General features: G+C 50.6%; 19 protein-coding genes and 1 tRNA gene. 4 read left to right on the top strand and 16 right to left on the bottom strand.

Annotated elements, in window-relative coordinates; all coding sequences use genetic code 11:
* The 10 genes from ACO0LI_RS20790 to ACO0LI_RS20745 form a co-directional block, all read right to left on the bottom strand.
* Nucleotides 1-222: transposase (locus ACO0LI_RS20790; RefSeq protein WP_423034945.1), on the bottom strand; the 222-nt coding region annotated here is incomplete at its 3' end.
* Nucleotides 223-331: 109 nt separating this feature from the next.
* Entirely contained in the window at nt 332-706 is a 375-nt protein-coding gene (locus ACO0LI_RS20785) for a MerR family transcriptional regulator (RefSeq protein WP_162041789.1), read from the bottom strand.
* 8 nt (nt 707-714) lie between these two features.
* Nucleotides 715-1,128 carry an integration host factor subunit alpha gene (locus tag ACO0LI_RS20780; protein WP_110253938.1) on the bottom strand — a complete coding sequence of 138 codons (414 nt, stop codon included), beginning with the start codon at nt 1,126-1,128 and terminating at the stop codon, nt 715-717.
* Between the two features lie 42 nt (nt 1,129-1,170).
* Nucleotides 1,171-3,597, bottom strand: coding sequence for a phenylalanine--tRNA ligase subunit beta (gene pheT, locus ACO0LI_RS20775; protein ID WP_423034943.1), 2,427 nt, complete (start codon nt 3,595-3,597; stop codon nt 1,171-1,173).
* Nucleotides 3,598-3,671: 74 nt separating this feature from the next.
* Nucleotides 3,672-4,688 (bottom strand): phenylalanine--tRNA ligase subunit alpha, encoded by a 1,017-nt coding sequence (gene pheS / locus ACO0LI_RS20770; protein WP_110253940.1) that lies wholly within the window; start codon nt 4,686-4,688, stop codon nt 3,672-3,674.
* 140 nt (nt 4,689-4,828) lie between these two features.
* Nucleotides 4,829-5,188 (bottom strand): 50S ribosomal protein L20, encoded by a 360-nt coding sequence (rplT, locus tag ACO0LI_RS20765; RefSeq protein WP_110253941.1) that lies wholly within the window; start codon nt 5,186-5,188, stop codon nt 4,829-4,831.
* A 28-nt stretch (nt 5,189-5,216) separates the two neighbouring features.
* Complete coding sequence (gene rpmI, locus ACO0LI_RS20760; protein WP_110253942.1) at nt 5,217-5,414, bottom strand: 50S ribosomal protein L35; 198 nt, start codon at nt 5,412-5,414, stop codon at nt 5,217-5,219.
* A gap of 199 nt (nt 5,415-5,613) precedes the next feature.
* Nucleotides 5,614-6,135, bottom strand: coding sequence for a translation initiation factor IF-3 (infC, locus tag ACO0LI_RS20755; RefSeq protein WP_110253943.1), 522 nt, complete (start codon nt 6,133-6,135; stop codon nt 5,614-5,616).
* Nucleotides 6,136-6,205: 70 nt separating this feature from the next.
* Nucleotides 6,206-8,113 carry a threonine--tRNA ligase gene (gene thrS / locus ACO0LI_RS20750; protein ID WP_423034941.1) on the bottom strand — a complete coding sequence of 636 codons (1,908 nt, stop codon included), beginning with the start codon at nt 8,111-8,113 and terminating at the stop codon, nt 6,206-6,208.
* Nucleotides 8,114-8,350: 237 nt separating this feature from the next.
* Nucleotides 8,351-8,427: transfer RNA gene (locus tag ACO0LI_RS20745), tRNA-Val, on the bottom strand.
* A 205-nt stretch (nt 8,428-8,632) separates the two neighbouring features.
* Here ACO0LI_RS20745 and ACO0LI_RS20740 point away from each other — a divergent pair.
* Nucleotides 8,633-9,559, top strand: a complete 927-nt coding sequence (locus ACO0LI_RS20740; RefSeq protein WP_423034939.1) for a cation diffusion facilitator family transporter — start codon at nt 8,633-8,635, stop codon at nt 9,557-9,559.
* Between the two features lie 186 nt (nt 9,560-9,745).
* Here the strand turns inward: ACO0LI_RS20740 and ACO0LI_RS20735 are convergent, their stop codons facing one another.
* Complete coding sequence (locus ACO0LI_RS20735) at nt 9,746-11,194, bottom strand: aminotransferase class V-fold PLP-dependent enzyme (protein WP_423034937.1); 1,449 nt, start codon at nt 11,192-11,194, stop codon at nt 9,746-9,748.
* Nucleotides 11,195-11,524: 330 nt separating this feature from the next.
* On the opposite strand from ACO0LI_RS20735, the gene ACO0LI_RS20730 reads away from it, so the two are divergent.
* Nucleotides 11,525-12,148 carry a response regulator gene (locus ACO0LI_RS20730; protein WP_423034935.1) on the top strand — a complete coding sequence of 208 codons (624 nt, stop codon included), beginning with the start codon at nt 11,525-11,527 and terminating at the stop codon, nt 12,146-12,148.
* A gap of 10 nt (nt 12,149-12,158) precedes the next feature.
* The gene (locus tag ACO0LI_RS20725) at nt 12,159-13,967 is read left to right on the top strand and encodes a hybrid sensor histidine kinase/response regulator (RefSeq protein ID WP_423034933.1); all 1,809 of its coding nucleotides are present in this window, start codon (nt 12,159-12,161) and stop codon (nt 13,965-13,967) included.
* Between the two features lie 95 nt (nt 13,968-14,062).
* Here ACO0LI_RS20725 and ACO0LI_RS20720 read toward each other — a convergent pair whose 3' ends face one another.
* From ACO0LI_RS20720 to ACO0LI_RS20710, 3 genes are read right to left on the bottom strand one after another with little or no spacing between them, the layout of a single operon-like run.
* Complete coding sequence (locus ACO0LI_RS20720) at nt 14,063-16,300, bottom strand: RelA/SpoT family protein (protein WP_422950373.1); 2,238 nt, start codon at nt 16,298-16,300, stop codon at nt 14,063-14,065.
* Between the two features lie 5 nt (nt 16,301-16,305).
* The gene (locus ACO0LI_RS20715) at nt 16,306-16,656 is read right to left on the bottom strand and encodes a RidA family protein (RefSeq protein ID WP_423034931.1); all 351 of its coding nucleotides are present in this window, start codon (nt 16,654-16,656) and stop codon (nt 16,306-16,308) included.
* A gap of 21 nt (nt 16,657-16,677) precedes the next feature.
* Nucleotides 16,678-17,547 carry an alpha/beta fold hydrolase gene (locus ACO0LI_RS20710; protein ID WP_423034929.1) on the bottom strand — a complete coding sequence of 290 codons (870 nt, stop codon included), beginning with the start codon at nt 17,545-17,547 and terminating at the stop codon, nt 16,678-16,680.
* Between the two features lie 357 nt (nt 17,548-17,904).
* On the opposite strand from ACO0LI_RS20710, the gene ACO0LI_RS20705 reads away from it, so the two are divergent.
* Nucleotides 17,905-18,429, top strand: coding sequence for a DUF3617 domain-containing protein (locus tag ACO0LI_RS20705; RefSeq protein WP_423034927.1), 525 nt, complete (start codon nt 17,905-17,907; stop codon nt 18,427-18,429).
* Nucleotides 18,430-18,518: 89 nt separating this feature from the next.
* Here the strand turns inward: ACO0LI_RS20705 and ACO0LI_RS20700 are convergent, their stop codons facing one another.
* Both ACO0LI_RS20700 and ACO0LI_RS20695 read right to left on the bottom strand, forming a co-directional pair.
* Nucleotides 18,519-19,160: a CoA transferase subunit B gene (locus tag ACO0LI_RS20700; protein WP_422950376.1), complete on the bottom strand. Its 642-nt coding sequence runs from the start codon at nt 19,158-19,160 to the stop codon at nt 18,519-18,521.
* An 18-nt stretch (nt 19,161-19,178) separates the two neighbouring features.
* The gene (locus ACO0LI_RS20695; RefSeq protein ID WP_422950377.1) at nt 19,179-19,880 is read right to left on the bottom strand and encodes a CoA transferase subunit A; all 702 of its coding nucleotides are present in this window, start codon (nt 19,878-19,880) and stop codon (nt 19,179-19,181) included.
* Nucleotides 19,881-19,999 lie beyond the last annotated feature (119 nt).

The following is a 19,999-nucleotide window of genomic DNA, read 5'->3' as shown; positions in this document are numbered from 1 at the left end:
CCATAGACACTTGAGTACCGACAGTCTGAACTCTACATCGTATTTACCAGGCACCTGCTTTTTTGCTAATCCTGATACACCATGGAGACGATGTAAATTTACCCAGTGCACTATCACCGAATGATGGAGACCATGCTCATCAGCAAGCGCTCTATATCCTCCTTTATGAGCAAGATACTTCCGCACTATTTTCAACTTGAACTGCTCGTCGTATTTAGTCATGAAAAAACCCCAAAAGTTGGTGTCCAACTTTTGGGGTTCAGTTCAATGCACTGGTGGCTTTTTTTGGAATGACAGTTTGTTTTACAGGTCTATTTTGTTGCCGACCTTCTCACACCTTCAGCAAACCCAGGATGGATTGCAATTCATCCCTGATCTGATGCAAATTCACTGGCTCTTCAACAGGCTCATTGGATGCCGATTCCGCATGGCCACCATTGACGTTGAGTTTGTTTCTCGCGCCATTGATGGTAAAGCCCTGCTCATATAATAATTCGCGGATACGGCGTATCAGCAACACTTCATGATGTTGATAATAACGACGGTTACCGCGACGCTTGACTGGCTTCAGTTGCGTAAATTCCTGCTCCCAATAGCGCAGGACATGCGGTTTGACGCCACACAATTCACCAACTTCGCCTATCGTAAAATACCGCTTGGCCGGAATAGGCGGCAGTACAAAAGACTCAATCTTGATTTCAGTCATGGAAAATATCAGGCAGCATGGGCAAGAGGTTGATTACCGACATCGTCGACCATGCCTTTGAGTTTCTGGCTGGCATGAAAAGTGACGACACGACGTGCAGTAATAGGAATTTCTTCACCGGTTTTAGGGTTGCGACCAGGGCGTTGCGGCTTGTCACGCAACTGGAAATTGCCAAAGCCGGACAACTTGACGGCCTCACCCCTTTCCAGTGCATCACGGATTTCATCAAAAAAAGTTTCGACCATATCCTTGGCTTCACGCTTGTTCAAACCTACATGTTCAAACAGGAGTTCGGCCAATTCTGCCTTGGTCAAGGTAGGCAATTCCTTTTCCGCCTGTGACCGCGCCCGGGCTTCCTGCATTGCGCGATTCAAATCAGCATCCAGCACCGATTGGAACTCGGCGGAAATCACATCATTCATTTCGAAACTCTTCTCAATTAATACTAACAATTACAGACAAGATCAACGCAGTTTGGCAGCAAATTGCTGACTCGCAGCTTGCACCAGGGCTTGCATTGCAGCCTCCACTTTATCGTCTTGCAGCGTACTTTGAGTATCTTGCAAGCTAAAGCGGAAAGCAAGACTTTTCTCATCTGCTTCCAGACCTTTTCCACGATATTCATCAAACAAAACAAAGCCTTGCACGATTTTACATGCTTCGTTCTGCTGCGCTTCCTGCTTGAAAACATCCAGTAGATTTTGCACTACAACTGTCTGTTTGACAACTAGCGCCAGATCGCGGGTGACTGCCTGAAACTTGGATATTTCCTGATATGAGGGCACTTGCACTTGTTGCAAGGCTGTCACATCAACTTCAAATACTACTGGCGCCAAAGGCAGGTCATATTTTTGCTGCAGGCGCGGGTGTAACTCACCAATAAAGCCAATGACTTTGCCATTAAATTCTATGTTTGCACTGCGTCCAGGATGCAGGGCGACATGCTCATTCTTGACGAAGCGCAAAGAGCCAGGTGCAAATAAGGCTTCGAGGTCAGCCTTGATATCAAAGAAATCAACGTTGCGGGTATCCTGCCCCCACTGCTCTTCTGCTACCGGGCCATAGGCCAGCGCAGCCAGGCGTTTAGGCTGATGATAGCCAGCCACTTCCAGCGGGCCATCCTGCACGCCCGCATCCTGCAGATACACTGCGCCGATTTCAAAAATACGGACGCGGTTCAGTTTGCGGTTCAGGTTATAACGGGTATTCGCTACCAGGCTACCTATCATGCTGGTACGCATGACACTCATCTGGCTGGCGATAGGATTGAGCAGTTTGACTGGCGCATCATTGCCAGCAAAATCTTTTTCCCATGCTTCTTCAACGAAGCTGTAATTCACGACTTCCTGATAATCCTGGTCAGCCACAAGGCGACGCACAGCAAACAGTGAACGCTGGTTTTCTGGTGCGATCAGCATGGCATTGGCAGCTACTGGCGGCAATGCAGGGATATTTTCAAAGCCATATACACGCGCTACTTCTTCGATCAGATCTTCTTCGATTTCTATGTCGAAGCGATAAGACGGCGGTGTCACCAGGAACTCACCTGGTTGCTGAGTGAACTGCAAACCCAGGCGGGTGAAAATATCAGCAATCCTGGCATCATCCAAAGCAACGCCAATGACTTTCACAGCACGTGCAGTACGCAGCTTGACTGGCGGACGCTGTGGCAGGTTGACGATCTGGTCATCAACCGGCCCCAGCTTGACTTGCTCAGCACCACCACAAATCTCAACGATCAGGGCACTGATGCGCTCTATATGTTCGACGATGGAAGCAAAATCGACGCCGCGCTCAAAGCGATGAGCAGCATCTGTAGAGAAGTTGAAACGACGGGCGCGACCCTGTATCGCTTGCGGCCACCAGAAGGCGGCTTCCAGATAAATATTTTGCGTGTCCAGTGTTACGGATGTGGAATCACCGCCCATGATACCGGCCAGGGATTCGATCTCTTTATCATCAGAAATAACACCAACCCAGTCATCCACTTCAACCGTATTACCGTTCAAGAGCTTCAGCGATTCACCGGCCTTGCCCCAGCGCACTTCCAGGCCGCCGTAGATTTTGTCCAGATCAAACACGTGGGAAGGACGACCGAGTTCCAGCATGACATAGTTGGAAATATCGACCAGTGCAGAGATAGGACGCTGACCACTACGTTCCAGTCTTTGCTTCATCCACTCCGGTGTCGCAGCACGGGCATTGACACCACGGATAACACGACCGGCAAAACGGCCACACAGGTCAGGCGCGCTGACTTTAACCGGCAAAACTTCTTGCAAAGTCACTGGCAGCACAACTGCCTCCGGCAATTGCATGGCCGTACCAGTCAGGGCAGATACTTCACGCGCCACGCCGAGCAACGACAGGCAATCTGCCTTGTTCGGTGTCAGCTTGATGGTGAATTTCAGGTCATTGAGTTGATAGTAATCACGGAAATTCTGGCCGACTGGTGCATCCGATGGCAAGTCCATCAGGCCACCGTGGTCTTCCGACAATTTTAATTCACGGGCAGAGCACAGCATGCCGTAGGATTCAACACCGCGCAGCTTGCCTATCTTGATTTCAAATGGTTTGCCATCTGCGCCAGGTGGCAGGATGGCGCCCACCATGGCGCATGGCACTTTCATGCCTACGCGTACATTCGGTGCGCCGCAGACGATGTTGAGCAAGCTGCCTGTGCCTACATCAACCTGGCAGACATTGAGCTTGTCAGCATCTGGATGCTTGGCGATTTCGCGGATTTCCGCGACGACGACATTATTAAATGGCGGAGCAACCGGCTCCACCTGTTCGACTTCCAATCCCGACATGGTGAGCAGATGGGACAACTCGTCCGAAGACATCTTCGGATCGACCATGGTACGTAGCCAGTTTTCAGAAAATTGCATAATTCAGCCGTCTAATGTTGGATGCAGGGCGCGATGCGCCACTCAAAAATTCAGGGATGCGCTGTGTAATTCTTTTAGTTGAATTGCTTCAGGAAGCGCAAATCGCCTTCGTAGAACAGGCGCAAATCATTGACGCCATAACGCAGCATGGTCAGGCGTTCGAGACCAGAACCAAAGGCGAAGCCTATGTATTTTTCCGGGTCCAGGCCCATGTTACGCACTACGCTAGGATGCACCTGGCCAGAGCCGGACACTTCCAGCCAGCGGCCTTTCAAAGGGCCACTGCCAAAGGCGATATCGATCTCGGCAGAAGGCTCAGTGAACGGGAAATACGATGGGCGGAAACGCACCTGCAAATCGTCGGTCTCAAAGAAAGCTTTGACGAAGTTCAGATAGACACCTTTGAGGTCAGCAAAGCTGATGTCTTCAGCAATCCACAAGCCCTCTACCTGATGGAACATCGGGGAGTGCGTGGCATCGCTATCGACACGATAAGTACGACCAGGCGCAATGACCTTGATCGGTGGTTTGTTCATGCGTGCATAACGCACCTGCATTGGGCTGGTGTGGGTACGCAGCAATAATTGTTTGCCCTGGCTATCTTTGCCATCGACATAAAAGGTGTCCTGCATCGAGCGTGCAGGATGGTTTTCCGGGCTATTGAGCGCAGTAAAATTGGTCCAGTCCGTTTCGATTTCGGGGCCGTCTGCCACGTCAAAACCGATAGAACGGAAGATTTCTTCAACACGCTGCCAGGTACGCATGACAGGGTGGATACCACCAACGCCACGGCCACGGCCAGGCAAGCTGACATCGATCGCTTCGGCATTCAGGCGTGCCTGCATTTGCGCATTCGCCAGGGCATCGCGTCTTTCAGTCAGAGCTTCTTCTATCTGTACTTTGGCAGCATTGATCACTGCGCCCTGTACTTTTTTTTCCTCTGGTGGCAATTTACCCAGACTTTTCATCTGTTCTGTAATCTGACCACTCTTACCAAGGTAAAGCGCTTTCGCGTTCTCTAATGCTGCAGCATCATTTGCTGCCAGAAAATCAGCACGTGCCTGGCTGACGATTTGATCTAAAGGGTTCATGCCTTGTTCCCGCTTACTGTGAAGCTGAAATAATGATCTGAAAACAAAACGGGGCATAGGATTCAACCTCTGCCCCGCTTGATATTTGCAACTGGCTTGCGCCAGTCACTACGACTCACTGATTGCGATCACTAATGTGATTAAGCAGCCAGGTTAGCTTTGACTTGATTAACAATCGCAGCGAATGCTGGTTTGTCAGTCACAGCCATGTCAGCCAGTACTTTACGGTCGAGTTCAATTGCGGCTTTTTTCAGGCCGTTCATAAACACGCTGTAAGTCAGGCCATGCTGGCGAGCCGCTGCATTGATACGTGTGATCCACAAAGCGCGGAATACACGTTTCTTGTTGCGGCGATCGCGGTATGCATATTGACCAGCGCGCATAACTGCTTGCTTGGCAATACGGAATACCTTACTACGACGACCACGGTAACCTTTAGCAAGGTTGAGAACTTTCTTATGACGGGCACGAGCTGTAACCCCACGTTTTACTCTAGGCATAATAACTCCTTAAATAATGAGTATGAGGTTAAGCTGTTGGCATCATGCGCATGACGGATACCATGTTGGTGTCATGAACACCGACGGAACCGCGCAATTGACGTTTGTTCTTGGTAGTTTTCTTGGTCAGAATGTGACGTTTGAAAGCTTGACCGCGTTTAACGGTACCACCTGGACGGACGCGGAAGCGCTTCTTGGCGCTGCTTTTCGTCTTCATTTTTGGCATAGTACTATCTGTCTTTTAAGACAGCTCCACTTTTATATGATGGTAGGTGGCAGCAACAATCGCTACTCTTGGATGCCTACTTCTCACTTATTGTGACTCATCCTGAGGATGAGTCTTTCGTAATGCGCGCAATGCGTGCCTCACAAACCTGCTCAAGAAACACAGAAAATAAGCAAAACTTATTTCCTGTTATTTCTCATTATTTCTTTTTCTTAGGTGCCAGAATCATGATCATCTGACGACCTTCCATCTTTGGAAACTGCTCGACCTGGCCATACGGTTCCAGATCAGCCTTCAAACGCTCCAACATACGCATGCCGATTTCCTGATGCGCCATTTCACGACCACGGAAACGCAGTGTGATTTTAGTCTTGTCGCCATCATCCAGGAACTTGGTCAGATTACGCAATTTGATATTGTAATCACCATCATCTGTACCCGGACGGAATTTGACTTCCTTGACCAGAATGACTTTTTGCTTCAGCTTGGCTTCGTGAGCTTTCTTCTGCTCCTGGTATTTGAACTTGCCGTAGTCCATCAAACGGCAAACTGGCGGCTGCGCCGTCGGCGCTATTTCCACCAAATCAACATTGGCCTCTTCCGCCAAGCGGAAGGCTTCACCCAGTTTTACGATGCCCAGAGGCTCGTTCTCAACGCCGGATAAGCGCACTTCTGGCGCTGTAATTTCACCGTTGATGCGATGTGACTTGTCAGTAGCTATTGCAGTTTCCTTCGAAAATAATAATAAAAGGCTATGCAGCCCTGTTTAAAACAGGGTCGCTGCTAATCTGTTAAACCTTGGTTTCAACTTCGTTTTTCAAACGAGCTATAAAGGCGTCCAGAGGCATTACCCCCAGATCCAGATTGCCACGCGTACGCACAGCCACTGTATTGGCATCCCTCTCTTTATCGCCTATCACGAGGATATATGGCAGTTTTTGAATGGAATGCTCGCGTATTTTATAGGTAATTTTCTCATTACGCAAATCAGTATTTACTCTAAACCCTTGTTTCTTCAGGATTTCTGCAACAGATTGTGAATACTCCGCCTGCGATTCCGAGATATTCAGGACAGAAACCTGCACTGGCGCCAGCCACAAAGGCAAGGCAGCAGCATGATTTTCTATCAAGATACCAATGAAGCGCTCCATCGAGCCAACAATCGCACGGTGCAACATGATAGGCACTTTGCGGCTGTTGTCATCTGCGACATATTCTGCACCCAGGCGGCCTGGCATGAAGAAATCGACCTGCATGGTACCAACCTGCCATGGGCGACCCAGGCTGTCTTTCAGGTGATACTCAATCTTGGGACCGTAGAAAGCACCCTCGCCCGGCAATTCTTCCCACTCAACACCACAAGAACTCAGCGCAGTACGCAGGGTAGCTTCTGCTTTACCCCAGATTTCATCACTGCCGATGCGGTTTTCAGGGCGCAGAGCCAGCTTGATGAAGATTTTTTCAAAGCCAAAGTCTTCATATACTTTCATCGCTTGCGGATGGAAAGCCATGACCTCATCCTGGATTTGCTCTTCAGTACAGAAAATATGACCGTCATCCTGGGTAAAGCCACGCACACGCATGATGCCATGCAAGGCGCCAGACGGCTCATTGCGGTGACATTGACCAAACTCACCGAAGCGCAAAGGCAGATCACGATAGCTCTTCATGCCAGAATTGAAAATCTGCACATGACCAGGGCAATTCATGGGCTTCAAGGCATATTCACGGCTCTCGGATTCAGTGACAAACATATTGTCTTTATAGTTTTCCCAGTGACCAGTCTTGCCCCACAGGCTTTTATCCAGAATTTGCGGGCCTTTAACTTCTTGATAGCCACAGTCCTGATAGACCTTGCGCATGTATTGCTCTACTTGCTGCCAGATAGTCCAGCCTTTGGCATGCCAGAACACCAGGCCAGGCGCCTCGTCCTGGAAGTGGAACAAATCCAGTGCCTTGCCGAGTTTGCGGTGATCGCGCTTTTCCGCTTCTTCCAGCATATGCAGATAAGCTTCCTGATCTTCTTTCTTGGCAAAAGCAGTACCATAGACACGTTGCAGCATCTCGTTTTTGGAGTCACCACGCCAGTAGGCACCGGCCAGCTTCATGAGCTTGAATACTTTCAGCTTGCCAGTTGATGGCACGTGCGGACCGCGGCACAAGTCAGTGAAATTGCCTTCTGTATATAACGACACATCTTGATCAGCAGGAATTGATTCTATGATCTCGGCCTTATAGGCTTCGCCGATGGATTTGAAGTAGGCAACAGCCTCATCACGCGGCAAAACCTTGCGAGTGACTGGCTCGTCTTTTTTTGCCAGCTCAGCCATTTTCTTTTCTATCGCCACCAGATCGTCTGGAGTAAATGGGCGCTTGTAGGAAAAGTCATAGTAAAAACCATTTTCGATGACCGGACCAATAGTGACTTGCGCATCTGGATACAATTCCTTGACGGCATAGGCCAGCAAGTGAGCAGTAGAGTGACGTATCACCTCGAGGCCATCAGCATCCTTGTCCGTGACGATGGCGAGATCCGCATCAGCATCAATCAGATGCGAGGTATCGACCAGCTTGCCATTGACGCGGCCAGCCAGAGCAGCTTTTGCCAGGCCAGCACCGATGCTGGCAGCAACTTGCGCCACCGTTACCGGCGCATCGAATTGTCGTTGCGAACCATCAGGAAGTTTTACTGAAACCATGTCACTCTCCAAAGCGGAAAAAATACAAAAATAATTGAGATTATTGAGATAAAGGATGAGTCTAAAAAACGCAGACGAAAAAAAAGCACGGCTAGCCGTGCTTTTTCAGTTTGTTTCAAACGAAAAGTATCCTCGACTAGAGTCGCTCCCAAACCAGTTTAGTGGTAGTTCGCGGTGTCATAACCAGGGATGCCTTTCTCGCTCTTAACTATAATGTTTTAATAATTTTAAAATCTTTGGTAGGCACGATTGGACTCGAACCAACGACCCCTACCATGTCAAGGTAGTGCTCTAACCAGCTGAGCTACGCGCCTAAGAAACAAGAGTATAGCAGAGCCTTTAGGAAAATTGCTAGCCCCCTCGGGCAAAATATTTCCACCAACCCTATAAACCTGAATATAAAGGCTGCCTATTTAGCTCTATCAACTCAAAGAACAGCATCCGGAAAATTGCCATGTATATATATGATCCCGCCTTAGGCTACACTAATGCCATATTTAACACAGCACCATACTCTACATGACCTCTCCCTCTCATCATCAGAGCAGCGAACATTTGCATGACCACAGGCGCGGCGATGCCGAGCACAGACATTATTTTGAAAACCGCAGCCAGAAAATCCTCGCCTGGGCCCTGGGCCTGACCCTGAGTTTTGCCGGCGTCGAAGTCGCGTTTGGTTTTATCTCCAACTCCCTGGCACTGATCTCTGATGCCGGGCACATGGTGACTGACGCTGCCGCGCTGGGCCTGGCCCTGCTCGCGCAAATCATCGCCAAGCGTCCGCCGACGGCAAAAAATTCTTTTGGCTTTGGCCGCGCCGAAGCACTTGCCGCCTTTGTCAATGGCCTGGTGATGCTGGGGGTCATTATCTGGATATGCAAGGAAGCAGTACAACGCTTCTCCACTCCAGAAGCTGTACAAGGCGGCACTGTCATGCTGGTGGCTGGCATAGGCCTGGCAATTAATATCGTGGTTGCCTGGGTACTTTCTCATGACAAAGACAGCGTGAACACCAAGGCCGCGCTGGTACATGTCATGGGTGACTTGCTGGGCTCTGTCGCAGCCATCATCTCTGGTGCAGTCATCTACAAAACTGGCTGGATGCAAATCGACCCCATCTTGTCGATTTTTGTTTCGTTGCTGATTTTGAAATCCACTTTCTCAGTGTTAAAGGAGTCTTATCACTTTCTGATGGAAGGTGTGCCACATCACATAGACTATGTGCAAATCGGTGCCGACCTCGAAGACATCAATGGCGTACTGTCAGTGCATGACTTGCATGTCTGGGAAATGTCACCCGGCTACCCTGCCCTGATCGGCCATCTCGAAATCGAAGACCTCAGCGCCTGGCCGCGCATACTCGATAGCGTGAAGGCCATGCTGCTCAGCAAGCATGGCATTGATCACATTACCTTGCAGGCGGAAGTGAGTGAAGAGGAGGAATGACGCAATTTTGCGCTTGCGCTTCAGCTTTGATCAGAACTCCTTTTTGAAAGACAGCCGGGCAAAACAAGCTCGTCTTGCCCGGCATCTCAGTCACAGCAATAAAGTTCATTCTCGTTTAAAAATTAATCTCCTCCTGACACAGAATTAATTTTTTATAGCAGCATACAGGCCAGTGTACATACCGGATCACCGAACAGGCCCGCGCCATTTATTCATGATATCAACAGCATGATTGATGTCCGCAAAAGTATTGTAGATGTGCGGGCAAAACCTGATGCGGGTTTCAGTTCTGCGATCTGTTATTGGAGAAAACGAAGCAGCAATGCCATTCGCATAAAGCTCATCGCTGAGTTTCGTCGTTTGCGACCCTGACGGTATGTCAACCCAGACTACTCCCAGGCTCATGGCTGGGTTGGTAGGCGTAGTGACTCCCCATTTACATTCTCTGAGGTCAGTGATCAATTTGCTGGCCAGTTGAGTCACCCGGCTATAGGCGCGGCTATATCCTATGTTCTGCCACATTAATTCTGTCCAGAGCAAAGTGATGATGTTGACGTCATCACGCTGCCCCAGCAATTCAAAGCGCTCGGCAGTCTTTGGCAGGTCGTTCCAGTTGAGGATGTCTATTTTGTAGTCGTAAGCAAAAATGTTCGGCTCAAAGTTTATTGCCTTGGCCGGATCGATATACAGAATGCCGGTTTCTTTTGGCCCCAGAAACCATTTATGGCAACTGGACACAAAGCTGTGGCAGAAGGGCCTGGAAAAATCGAGTTGACGTGCACCAAACGCCATGGTGCCATCGATGTGTATGTGGCAATTGCTATATCGAGGATCGCTGGACACGTGGTTCCAGATCGCCTGTATCGCAACTTCAGGGATACGTACGCCATTGCCGTTCGACGTCTCAGAGAAAGAGATGAAGCGGGTACTTTCATTGATATGCCGGATGAAATGTTGTGCAACCTGGTCCGGCGTGACATTGGGAGGTAGCACGACCATATGGATATCGAACACATGACCAACCGGGTCTGGGGCTGGCTGGCCAGGTATTATTTTTCTGCCGCCACGCAATTCCCATGCAGCAAGATTGGTTGGATGATTCTGATCCCACAGGATGACATTATCCCTTCTGCTGCCAAGTGCGCTCCATTTACGGTAACCACCATTGATGGCATTGTTTGCTTCACTGGCATTGCGCACGATGGCGAGATTCTTTGGCACAGCAATTTTCACACTTCTAGCCAGTGCGGCACGGGCTTCGTCAAACTGCCTTGCCCGCAAGCCACCCCTCATCCTCGTTTGCTGGGCGACATTGCGGTTAAGCTCAAACCTCAACTCATTCGCGGCCCTCAGCAATGGGCGTGGTTCCGGGCAAAGATTAGCCGCATTCATCGGCACTTTGATTGGGTCCTGCCCTGGATGAATGAAATTAAATTCCTTTTGAAACGCGACCCAGTAATCTTCCGGATTGGCTGGCGTTTCACGCAACAGCGCATAAAACCGCTCAAGGTCCGAGTAAATTTTTGTATAGCAATCTCTGGATATAAAACCAGCATCCAGCAGCGGCTCAAGTGTAGATTGTAGTTGCAATTGGCAATCAGCCTTTGTCAACGTGTCGTTTGCATGCGTACTCATAACGTGCTCCTATAAAGGATTTTTTAATAATCAGGCTTCAATTAAATTATAAATTCAACAACAAATAAACTATAATATTCCCGGTGTACTTTAGATGATGCGTCAAGAGATCTTGTCAAACACCACTACGGCAAAGAAGATCAGGCACTGAAAGACGCAGGATGAATACTAGGGCGTAGCAAGCACCTTGCAGACTGGCCGGGACCTAAGTCCCGGTTTATTGAGCATCCGGCAGTCTTTGCATAAGATGGCAATGACCTGTCCCTGGAGATAAATATGTGTTTTTGCCTGCAAGCCAGGCAGTGCTATCGCCGCTATTGAAAGCCTGTCATGCCTTATAAAATCCTGATCGTCGATGACCATGCGCTGGTGCGAGAAGGTCTGGCCACGCTGGTCTCCACCTTGCCAGGCGGCGCCACTGTCTTTACAGCGGGCACGGCGACTGAAGCACTGGAGCAGGCTGAATACCACACGCCGCTGGATGCTATCCTGCTTGATTGTGGCCTGCCCGACGCCGATGGTGCCAGCCTGATACATGCCCTGTCGCTACGGGCTGGCCGGGCACCTGTGGTCGTGGTCTCAGCCGATGAAACACCGACGACCGTACAACGCATCGCGCAGCTTGGAGCAACGGCTTTCGTACCCAAAAGCAGGGCTTCGTCTGAAGTGATCAATGCGGTCAAACTGGCTTTGGCAGGCGGTGCACCGACCACTCCTTGCGCTCCCTGCGCTAGCGGCACAAACTCGCCAGCAGCATTGAACTTGCTGACAGCAAGACAGCTAGACGTACTGCTGATGCTGGATAAAGGCATGACGAATCGTGACATCGCCCTGCAACTGGGCCTGTCAGAAAAAACCGTCAAGAACCATGTCACCGCCCTGCTCAATGGCCTTGGCGTGATCAACCGCCTGCAAGCCATAAGACGGGCGCGCGATCTTGGCTTGCTAAAGTGAGCGACAGTGCATGAGCACCGCCATCAACACCGTCGTCAGCGCCAGTCCAAGACTACCACCAGGCAGTGTGCGTCAGGCCTTGCATGCACATGTCGCGCCAAGCATTAGCTGGATCATGGGCTGCAATTGGGTCACGATGATGCTGATGAGCCTGACCATCAGCCTGCTGCTGCCTGCACAGCAAAGCCTGGCCTGGCAATGGCTGGCGGCAGGCTCGGCCTACTCGTTGGCATTCATGCAGTTGCGCTGCCGATATGCGGCTGCCGAGTATGCTGTACGAGAAGGTTTTTACACTCTTTCCATATGTGGTTTCAGCCTGTTGTGGGTGGCAGTGCCAGTGCTGTTTTTTGACCCGCAGAACTTTGCTTTTTCCATGTTCATGCTGACCATCTTTGGTGGCCTGGCTGCAGCGGCGGTACCGATATTGTCAGCCTCATTGCTTCTGTACTGGATATGGGTGATCCCACCTTTTCTGGCCCAGATCATTACTTACTGGCTACGCGGCGGCGGCTCTTATTATTGGGGTATAGGTTTTGGCATGCTGATTTTACTGATCAGCCAGCTGATATTTGCACGCCATCATCATAAAACCATCATTGCCTCGATACGCCTGGGTCTGCAAAATACCCTGCTGGTACAACAACTGGAAGAAAAAACTGCGCTGGCCGTCTCCGCCAATAAAGCCAATACCCGCTTTTTGGCGGCGGCCAGCCATGACTTGCGCCAGCCTGTCTATGCGCTGAGCCTGTTCCTGGATGCATTGGGAAGTTCTGGCCTCAATACCAGGCAGGCAGCCATGGTACAGCACGCCACTGCAGCCAACCTCGCCGCCAGTGAAATGCTGCAAACCCTGCTCGATTTTTCTCGTATAGAAGCTGGCGTCCTGAATCCTCAACAAAGACGCATGGACTTGATGAGCATACTGAATCAGTTGGGTGAAGAATTTGGCCCGCAAGCCTACAAGAAAAACCTGCTGTACCGCACCCGGCCCAGCAATATATGGATAGACAGCGACCCACAGCTGATTGCGCTGGTTTTGCGCAATCTGGTCAGCAATGCCTTGCGGTATACCCAAAGTGGCGGCGTGCTGGTCGCCGCGCGGCGCAGGCAGCAATATGTCATGCTGCAGGTGTGGGATACTGGCATAGGCATACCGGCTGACAAGCATGAAGAAATCTTTCGTGAATTCCATCAATTAGGTAATGTAGAAAGAGACCATCGCAAAGGCCTGGGCATGGGCCTGGCAATAGCTGAAGGCCTGGCCCGCAGCCTGGGGGCCAAAATCGAAGTTGCCTCCCGGCCAGGCAAGGGTTCAGTGTTTTCACTGGTGCTGCCGCTGCAAGCCATGCGCAAGATCGAGCGTCATGTCAATGAACAGCAACTGATTTATGCCGAAACCAGTGAAAACAGCTTACCTCTGTTAGGAGTTCATGTACTGGTGGTGGATGATGATGAAGCCGTGCGGGCCGGGTTGCATGCGGTATTGCAAAGCTGGGGTTGCCAGGTCAAGCTTGCAGAGGGAATGGAAGACGCGCTGGCAAGAACTACTGAGGATGTACCTGACGTGCTAGTCACAGATTATCGCCTGCGTGGCGGCGTTACCGGCGGTGACATTATCCATGCCGTGCGCCAGGCAATCAGCATAAATATGCCTGATAAAAAACTGGTCTTGCCAGCCATCATCGTTACTGGCGACACCCATCCCGAACGCCTGCGCGAAGCCCAGGGACATGCTGCCCTGCTATTACACAAACCACTCACTGCCAGTGCATTAAAAATCGCACTGGTGCAAGCACTGGCAAGTGATACGTCTGCCTGATTTCAAAAAACTCTCAAAAAAATTAACTTCTCATTCTTTGAGAACCTAGCTACAGCAACGTCCCTCAAAAGACAGTTAGCTCAAATTACTGATATTCAATTCCGGCGTACTTCAAGCACACCACTGACTTCATGCAACACATGCAGCGCCTTTTGCAACTGCGTGGTACCGCCTATTTCCACAGTAAATGACATGCGCGCTTGTGACTTTGCACTCTGGGTATTGACGCCGATGACATTGATTTTTTCACGGGAAAACACTTCAGAAATATCACGCAGCAAACCCTGGCGGTCTTGCGCCAGCACGAAGATATCGACCGGGTAAACCGTGTCCCTTCCGTGATCACCCCAGGTAGTTTGTATGACACGCTCAGGTGCCTTATTGCGCATCTCGGCAAAATTCTTGCAACTCAGGCGGTGTATGGATACACCTTTGCCGCGCGTGACAAAGCCGACGATATCATCTGGTGGTGCTGGTTTGCAGCAGCGCGCCAGTTGCGTCATCAAGCCTTCAGTGCCGACCACCAGCACACCGGATTTGGCACCTTGCGTAACGCTGGATGCACGGCTCTTGTTGGTGAAGCTGAGTTCATCCGGCTCAACTTCCGCCACATTCTCACGCAAGACTGTTTCGATTTGCCTGAGACTGAATTCATCTTTGCCAACGGACAGGAAAAGATCATTGACATCTGCAAAACCCAGCTTGCGCGCCAGTTCTTCAAGATTAACTGCGGTCTTGCCTTCGCGTTGCAAAGTCTTTTCAACCAGGGCACGGCCATTCGACAGTGTCTCTTCCTGATCGATGGCATTGAACCAGGCGCGAATTTTAGTGCGGGTACGGGTACTGGCAGAATAATCTGGCGAGAGCCAGTCACGTGATGGGCCAGCCTGGGAAGAGCCAACCTTAAGCGTAATAATCTCTACCGTCTGACCATTTTGCAGCGGCGTGTTCAACGGCACCATGACATTATCAACCCGTGCGCCACGGCAGCGATGACCAACATCGGTATGCAGGTGATAGGCAAAGTCTACCGGGGTGGAATTGCAGGGCAATTCTATGACGCGGGCTTGCGGGGTCAGTACATAAATTCTGTCGTCCAGGCTGGCGGCCTTGAGTTTTTCTACCCACTCGCGCTGCAACTCTTCTTGCTCGACGACGACATCGGTGACATCAGTTTTCCAGGCCAGCAATTGCCTGAGCCAGGCAATTTTTTCATCGTATTCCTGCGCTGAGAAATTCGAGCCGCCGGACTCTTTATAACGCCAGTGAGCCGCCACACCATATTCAGCAAACTGGTGCATTTCACGCGTACGTATCTGCACTTCCAGCGGCCTGCCATCTTCTACCACAACAACCGTATGCAATGATTTATAGCCATTCGGTTTGGGGCGGGAAATATAGTCGTCAAACTCTTTGGGTATTGGCACCCAGGCGTTGTGAACCATGCCCAAAACGGTGTAACAATCCTTGATGTCATCGACGATGACACGGAAGGCACGCACGTCATACAACTCATCAAAGTTGACTGACTTGCCCTTCATTTTTTTCCAGATGCTATAGATATGCTTTGGTCGCCCCGATACTTCAGCCTTGACACCGGCTATCTGCAATTCCTTGTTCAGTCTTTCTATCGCATTGACGACAAAACTCTCGCGCTCCAGGCGCTTTTCTTCCAGCATCTTGGCAATGCGTTTGTATTGTTGCGGCTCCAGGAAACGGAAGGACAGATCTTCCAGTTCCCATTTGAGCTGCCATACGCCGAGGCGGTTTGCCAGCGGCGCATACAAGTCCATGGTTTCGCTGGCATATTGCTGGGCCGCGCCATCTTCGCGCTTGCATTCAGCAAAATAACGCAAGGTAGTCACCCGCGATGCCAGGCGCACCAGCACCACGCGCATATCGGTGGCCATGGCCAGCACCATCTTGCGCAGAGTTTCCATCTGGCTCGCGGCTTTTTCAGCAGCGTCCTTACCACGGCCTACATCATGCTGCGTCAAAGCGGCTTCACGCAGCTTCATCAAGCGGCGTATGCCGGTAACGAGATCAGCGATCTCCTTGCCGAAGCGGATTTCTATCTGCTCTGCCGCAATCGGGTTCAGCTCTGGCAATTCAAACAGGATGGCAGCGATACGGGTATCAACATCGGTACGCAACATGGCCAGCGTCGCCACCACGCCATTCACAAATTGCAGGGCATTTTGCTCTGTGACGACGCACTTGTTCGCATACAAGGGGGTGACGTATTCCAGCGCCGCGATGACGCGCTCTGCGTCGGCTTCGGACAAGCCTTCCAGCAAAGCTGCTTCAGTTGCTGTGGTCGAGATTGATACCATATGATTTATATCTGTGCTGCAGTGACAACGACTTCAATGAGCCAGGCAGGATTGGCCAATTTAGCTTCTACCGTGGCACGCGGTGGTGTATTGCCTTGTCCAACCCAGGCGTCCCACACCTGGTTCATACCACCGATGAGGCTGATGTCAGATAAAAATATCTGGCAACTAAGGATGCGCGATTTGTCGCTGCCTGCTTCGACCAGCAAACGGTCGATATGGGCCAGTACTTGCGATGTTTGTCCTGCTATATCCTGGCTGGCATCATCAGGGATTTGCCCGGCCAGATACACGACTTTATTAAAAATCGCGGTTTCGGACAAACGTGGGCCTACATGAAATCTTTGGATACTCATTTTTTGACTCTATTTTTCAACTTATTCTTGGTTCAATAAAAAATCAACAGCTACCGCTATCTGCTCCGGCTGCACAAACGTCGGTGCATGTCCCACGCCGGCAAATTCCACCAACCGGGCGCGCGGGCCACGCTGCGTCATCGCCTGCGCTGATTCAGCCGTCAGCAAATCTGACTTTGCGCCACGCACCAGCAAGGTCGGGCAACTTATTGCATCATACGCTGCCCACAGCATGGTCTGCGCAATTGCAGCCAATTCCGGCGTGCTGGCCTTGATAGGCTGCGCGAGACCCAGATCATAGTGTCGCACCCATTGCCCCTGCTCGTTTTGACGCAATACATCTCTCGCCAGTTTTTCCCACTGAGCCTCACTATGCGGGCCAAAGGAAATTGAGATCGCCTTGATATAGGCTTGCGCTTCCTCAAAACTGTCAAAGCGCACATCCTGGCCTATGTAGTCGCCTATCCTGACCAGCGCATCTGGATTAAGCACGGGCCCCACATCATTCAGGATCAGTTTTTTGATAGGGCTGTCAGGCAAGCTCGCAAGACTCATGCCTATCAAACCACCCATGGAAGTACCAAACCAGTGCACGGTCTGTGCGTCCAGTCTGGCCAGCAAGCTGACCATGTCACTGACATATTGCGGAATCTGATAATGCATGGGATTGCGCAAACGGCCTGAATAGCCACGCCCTACTACATCAGGGCATACCACCCGGTACTCATCGCATAATGCCACGGCCAGGGAATCAAAGTCCTCAGCTACCCGTGTCACACCGTGAACACAGACCAGGACCCTGGGATTAAGCGGGTCACCCCACTCTTTGTATGACATGGCGTGCAAGCCGGTAGGCGAGATACATTGCACTGATTTGCGTCTGGCCTGCATGGATTTTCCTCGTGAACAGTATTTTTACATTCTTTATGACGACATTTTACCGTTCGTTGGGCTTAAAATCATTGTTAACTGCATAAATGCTTATTTTTTAGGCAAAACAACTTAGACAAAAGCGTCTCCGCGCCTATGAGTAAATTGTACGGACGTCTTAGCAAAAGACCGCCAATAGAGGCAATATCCGCGGGATTCGTTGGAATAAACGTGCCAGCATGGCCAGCCAATTCACTATTGAGCTGATACTGAACATTTATGTAACGCGACTAGAATGCGACAGACATCTTATTTTCTGCTTTCGTCCCAATTTTTTCAGATGTATAGTGCCATTACACCATCGAACGGGGAGCTCCCATGCATGTTTTTGTACGTCTGGCTGGCGTGTCAGCCATACTTTTAACGACTGGCACTTGTTTTGCTGCAGACAGAATGAAACCCGGCCTGTGGGAAATGTCCATGAAGTCAGATGCCATAAAAGCCATGCCCAAGATTCCGCCAGAACAACTGGAGAAGATGAAGCAGATGGGCATCAAAATCCCTGACATGCAAAATGGCGGGATGACGCATAAGGTTTGCCTCACCAAGGAAATGGTAGAGCAGGACAAGCCACCTTCAGGTGGCCGCGACCAACAATGCCAGAGTAAAAACTTCACTCATTCCGGTAGTATTTATTCAGGAGAGGTTGTATGTGACATGCCTGAAATGAAGGGTAATGGCACGATCAAAGGTAGTTACACGCCCGATAGCATGACTTCCATCTATGATTTCAAAGGCGTGTCTCATGGACAGCCCATTTCACAACACATGGAAACAACCGGCAAGTTCATAGGCAGTGACTGCGGCGACGTTAAACCACCGCCTATGCCACAAAAAAAATAAACCTTGCTGGCATCGCAAGGAAAACAAAAAAGCCGATGTTGACAACATCGGCTTTTGCATCAAAGACTATGCATCATCAATCCAGCAACTCAGGCAACAGCACTGACATCCAGTGGGGCCTCTGTCTTGGCGATGATTTCTTCCTTGCTGACGCCGCTGGCCAGCTCAACCAGTTTCAAGCCCGCTGGGGTAACGTCAATAACGCCGAGGTCCGTGATAATGCGGTTGACCACGCCCACGCCCGTCAATGGCAGATTGCAAGCCTTCAGGATTTTATGGGCATCGCCCTTGGCAACATGCTCCATCAGCACTACAACACGACCTACACCCGCTACCAGGTCCATCGCGCCGCCCATGCCTTTGACCATTTTGCCAGGTATCATCCAGTTGGCCAGGTCGCCATGTTCGCTGACCTGCATCGCCCCAAGAATAGCCAGATTGATCTTGCCGCCACGTATCATGGCGAAAGAGTCAGCCGAGCTGAATATGGATGAACCGGGCAAAGTTGTTACGGTTTGCTTGCCGGCATTGATCATGTCGGGATCCACTTCTTCTTCAGTCGGGAATGGGCCTATGCCCAGCAAGCCGTTTTCTGACTGCAGCCAGACTTCCATGCCTTGCGGTACATGGTTGGCGACCAGGGTAGGCAAACCTATGCCCAGATTGACGTAAAAGCCGTCTTGCAATTCTTGTGCTGCACGCGCAGCCATTTCATCACGATTCCATGCCATGTCTTGTCTCCTGCTATCTTAATTCGATGGGCGTACGGTACGCTGTTCTATACGTTTTTCTGGATTGGCATTGACAACAATACGTTGCACGAAAATGCCTGGTGTGTGGACTTCATCCGGATCCAGCTCACCAATTTCTACCAGCACCTCAACCTCGACCACGGTGATCTTGCCAGCCATTGCCACATTGGGATTGAAGTTACGCGCTGTCTTGCGATACACCAGGTTGCCTGCCTTGTCGGCTTTCCAGGCCTTGACCAGGGATACGTCAGATACCAAAGCACGTTCCATCACATATTTCTGGCCATCGAATTCACGGATTTCCTTGCCGTCGGCAACTATCGTGCCTACACCGGTCTTGGTGAAAAAGGCTGGGATACCGGCACCGCCAGCACGCAGTTTTTCTGCCAGAGTACCTTGAGGCGTGAATTCCAACTCAAGTTCGCCAGCCAGGTACTGGCGTTCGAATTCCTTGTTTTCACCAACATAGGATGAAATCATTTTCTTGATCTGACGGGTCGTCAGCAACTGGCCCAGGCCAAAGCCATCTACGCCAGCGTTATTTGAAATGGCGGTCAATTCCTTGACACCGGAATCGCGCAAGGCAGCGATCAGTGCCTCAGGTATGCCACACAGACCAAAACCGCCAACAGCGATAGTCTGGCCGTCCTTGATAATGCCAGCCAGAGCACTGGCTGCGTCAGGATAAACTTTGTCCATATTGTCCCCTCTCCAGGTTGTAAATCGATATTTCTTTTGTCAAATGGCTGCATGCAACATACTACCAACACACGACCCGCAGCCACGCAAATCATTAGTCTTACAGGATATGATGCTGC

This window comes from Undibacterium sp. Tian12W, assembly GCF_049339405.1.
GTDB lineage: Bacteria > Pseudomonadota > Gammaproteobacteria > Burkholderiales > Burkholderiaceae_D > Undibacterium.
Note: the sequence above shows the minus strand (reverse complement) of the source record. Positions and strands in the feature narration are given on the sequence as shown.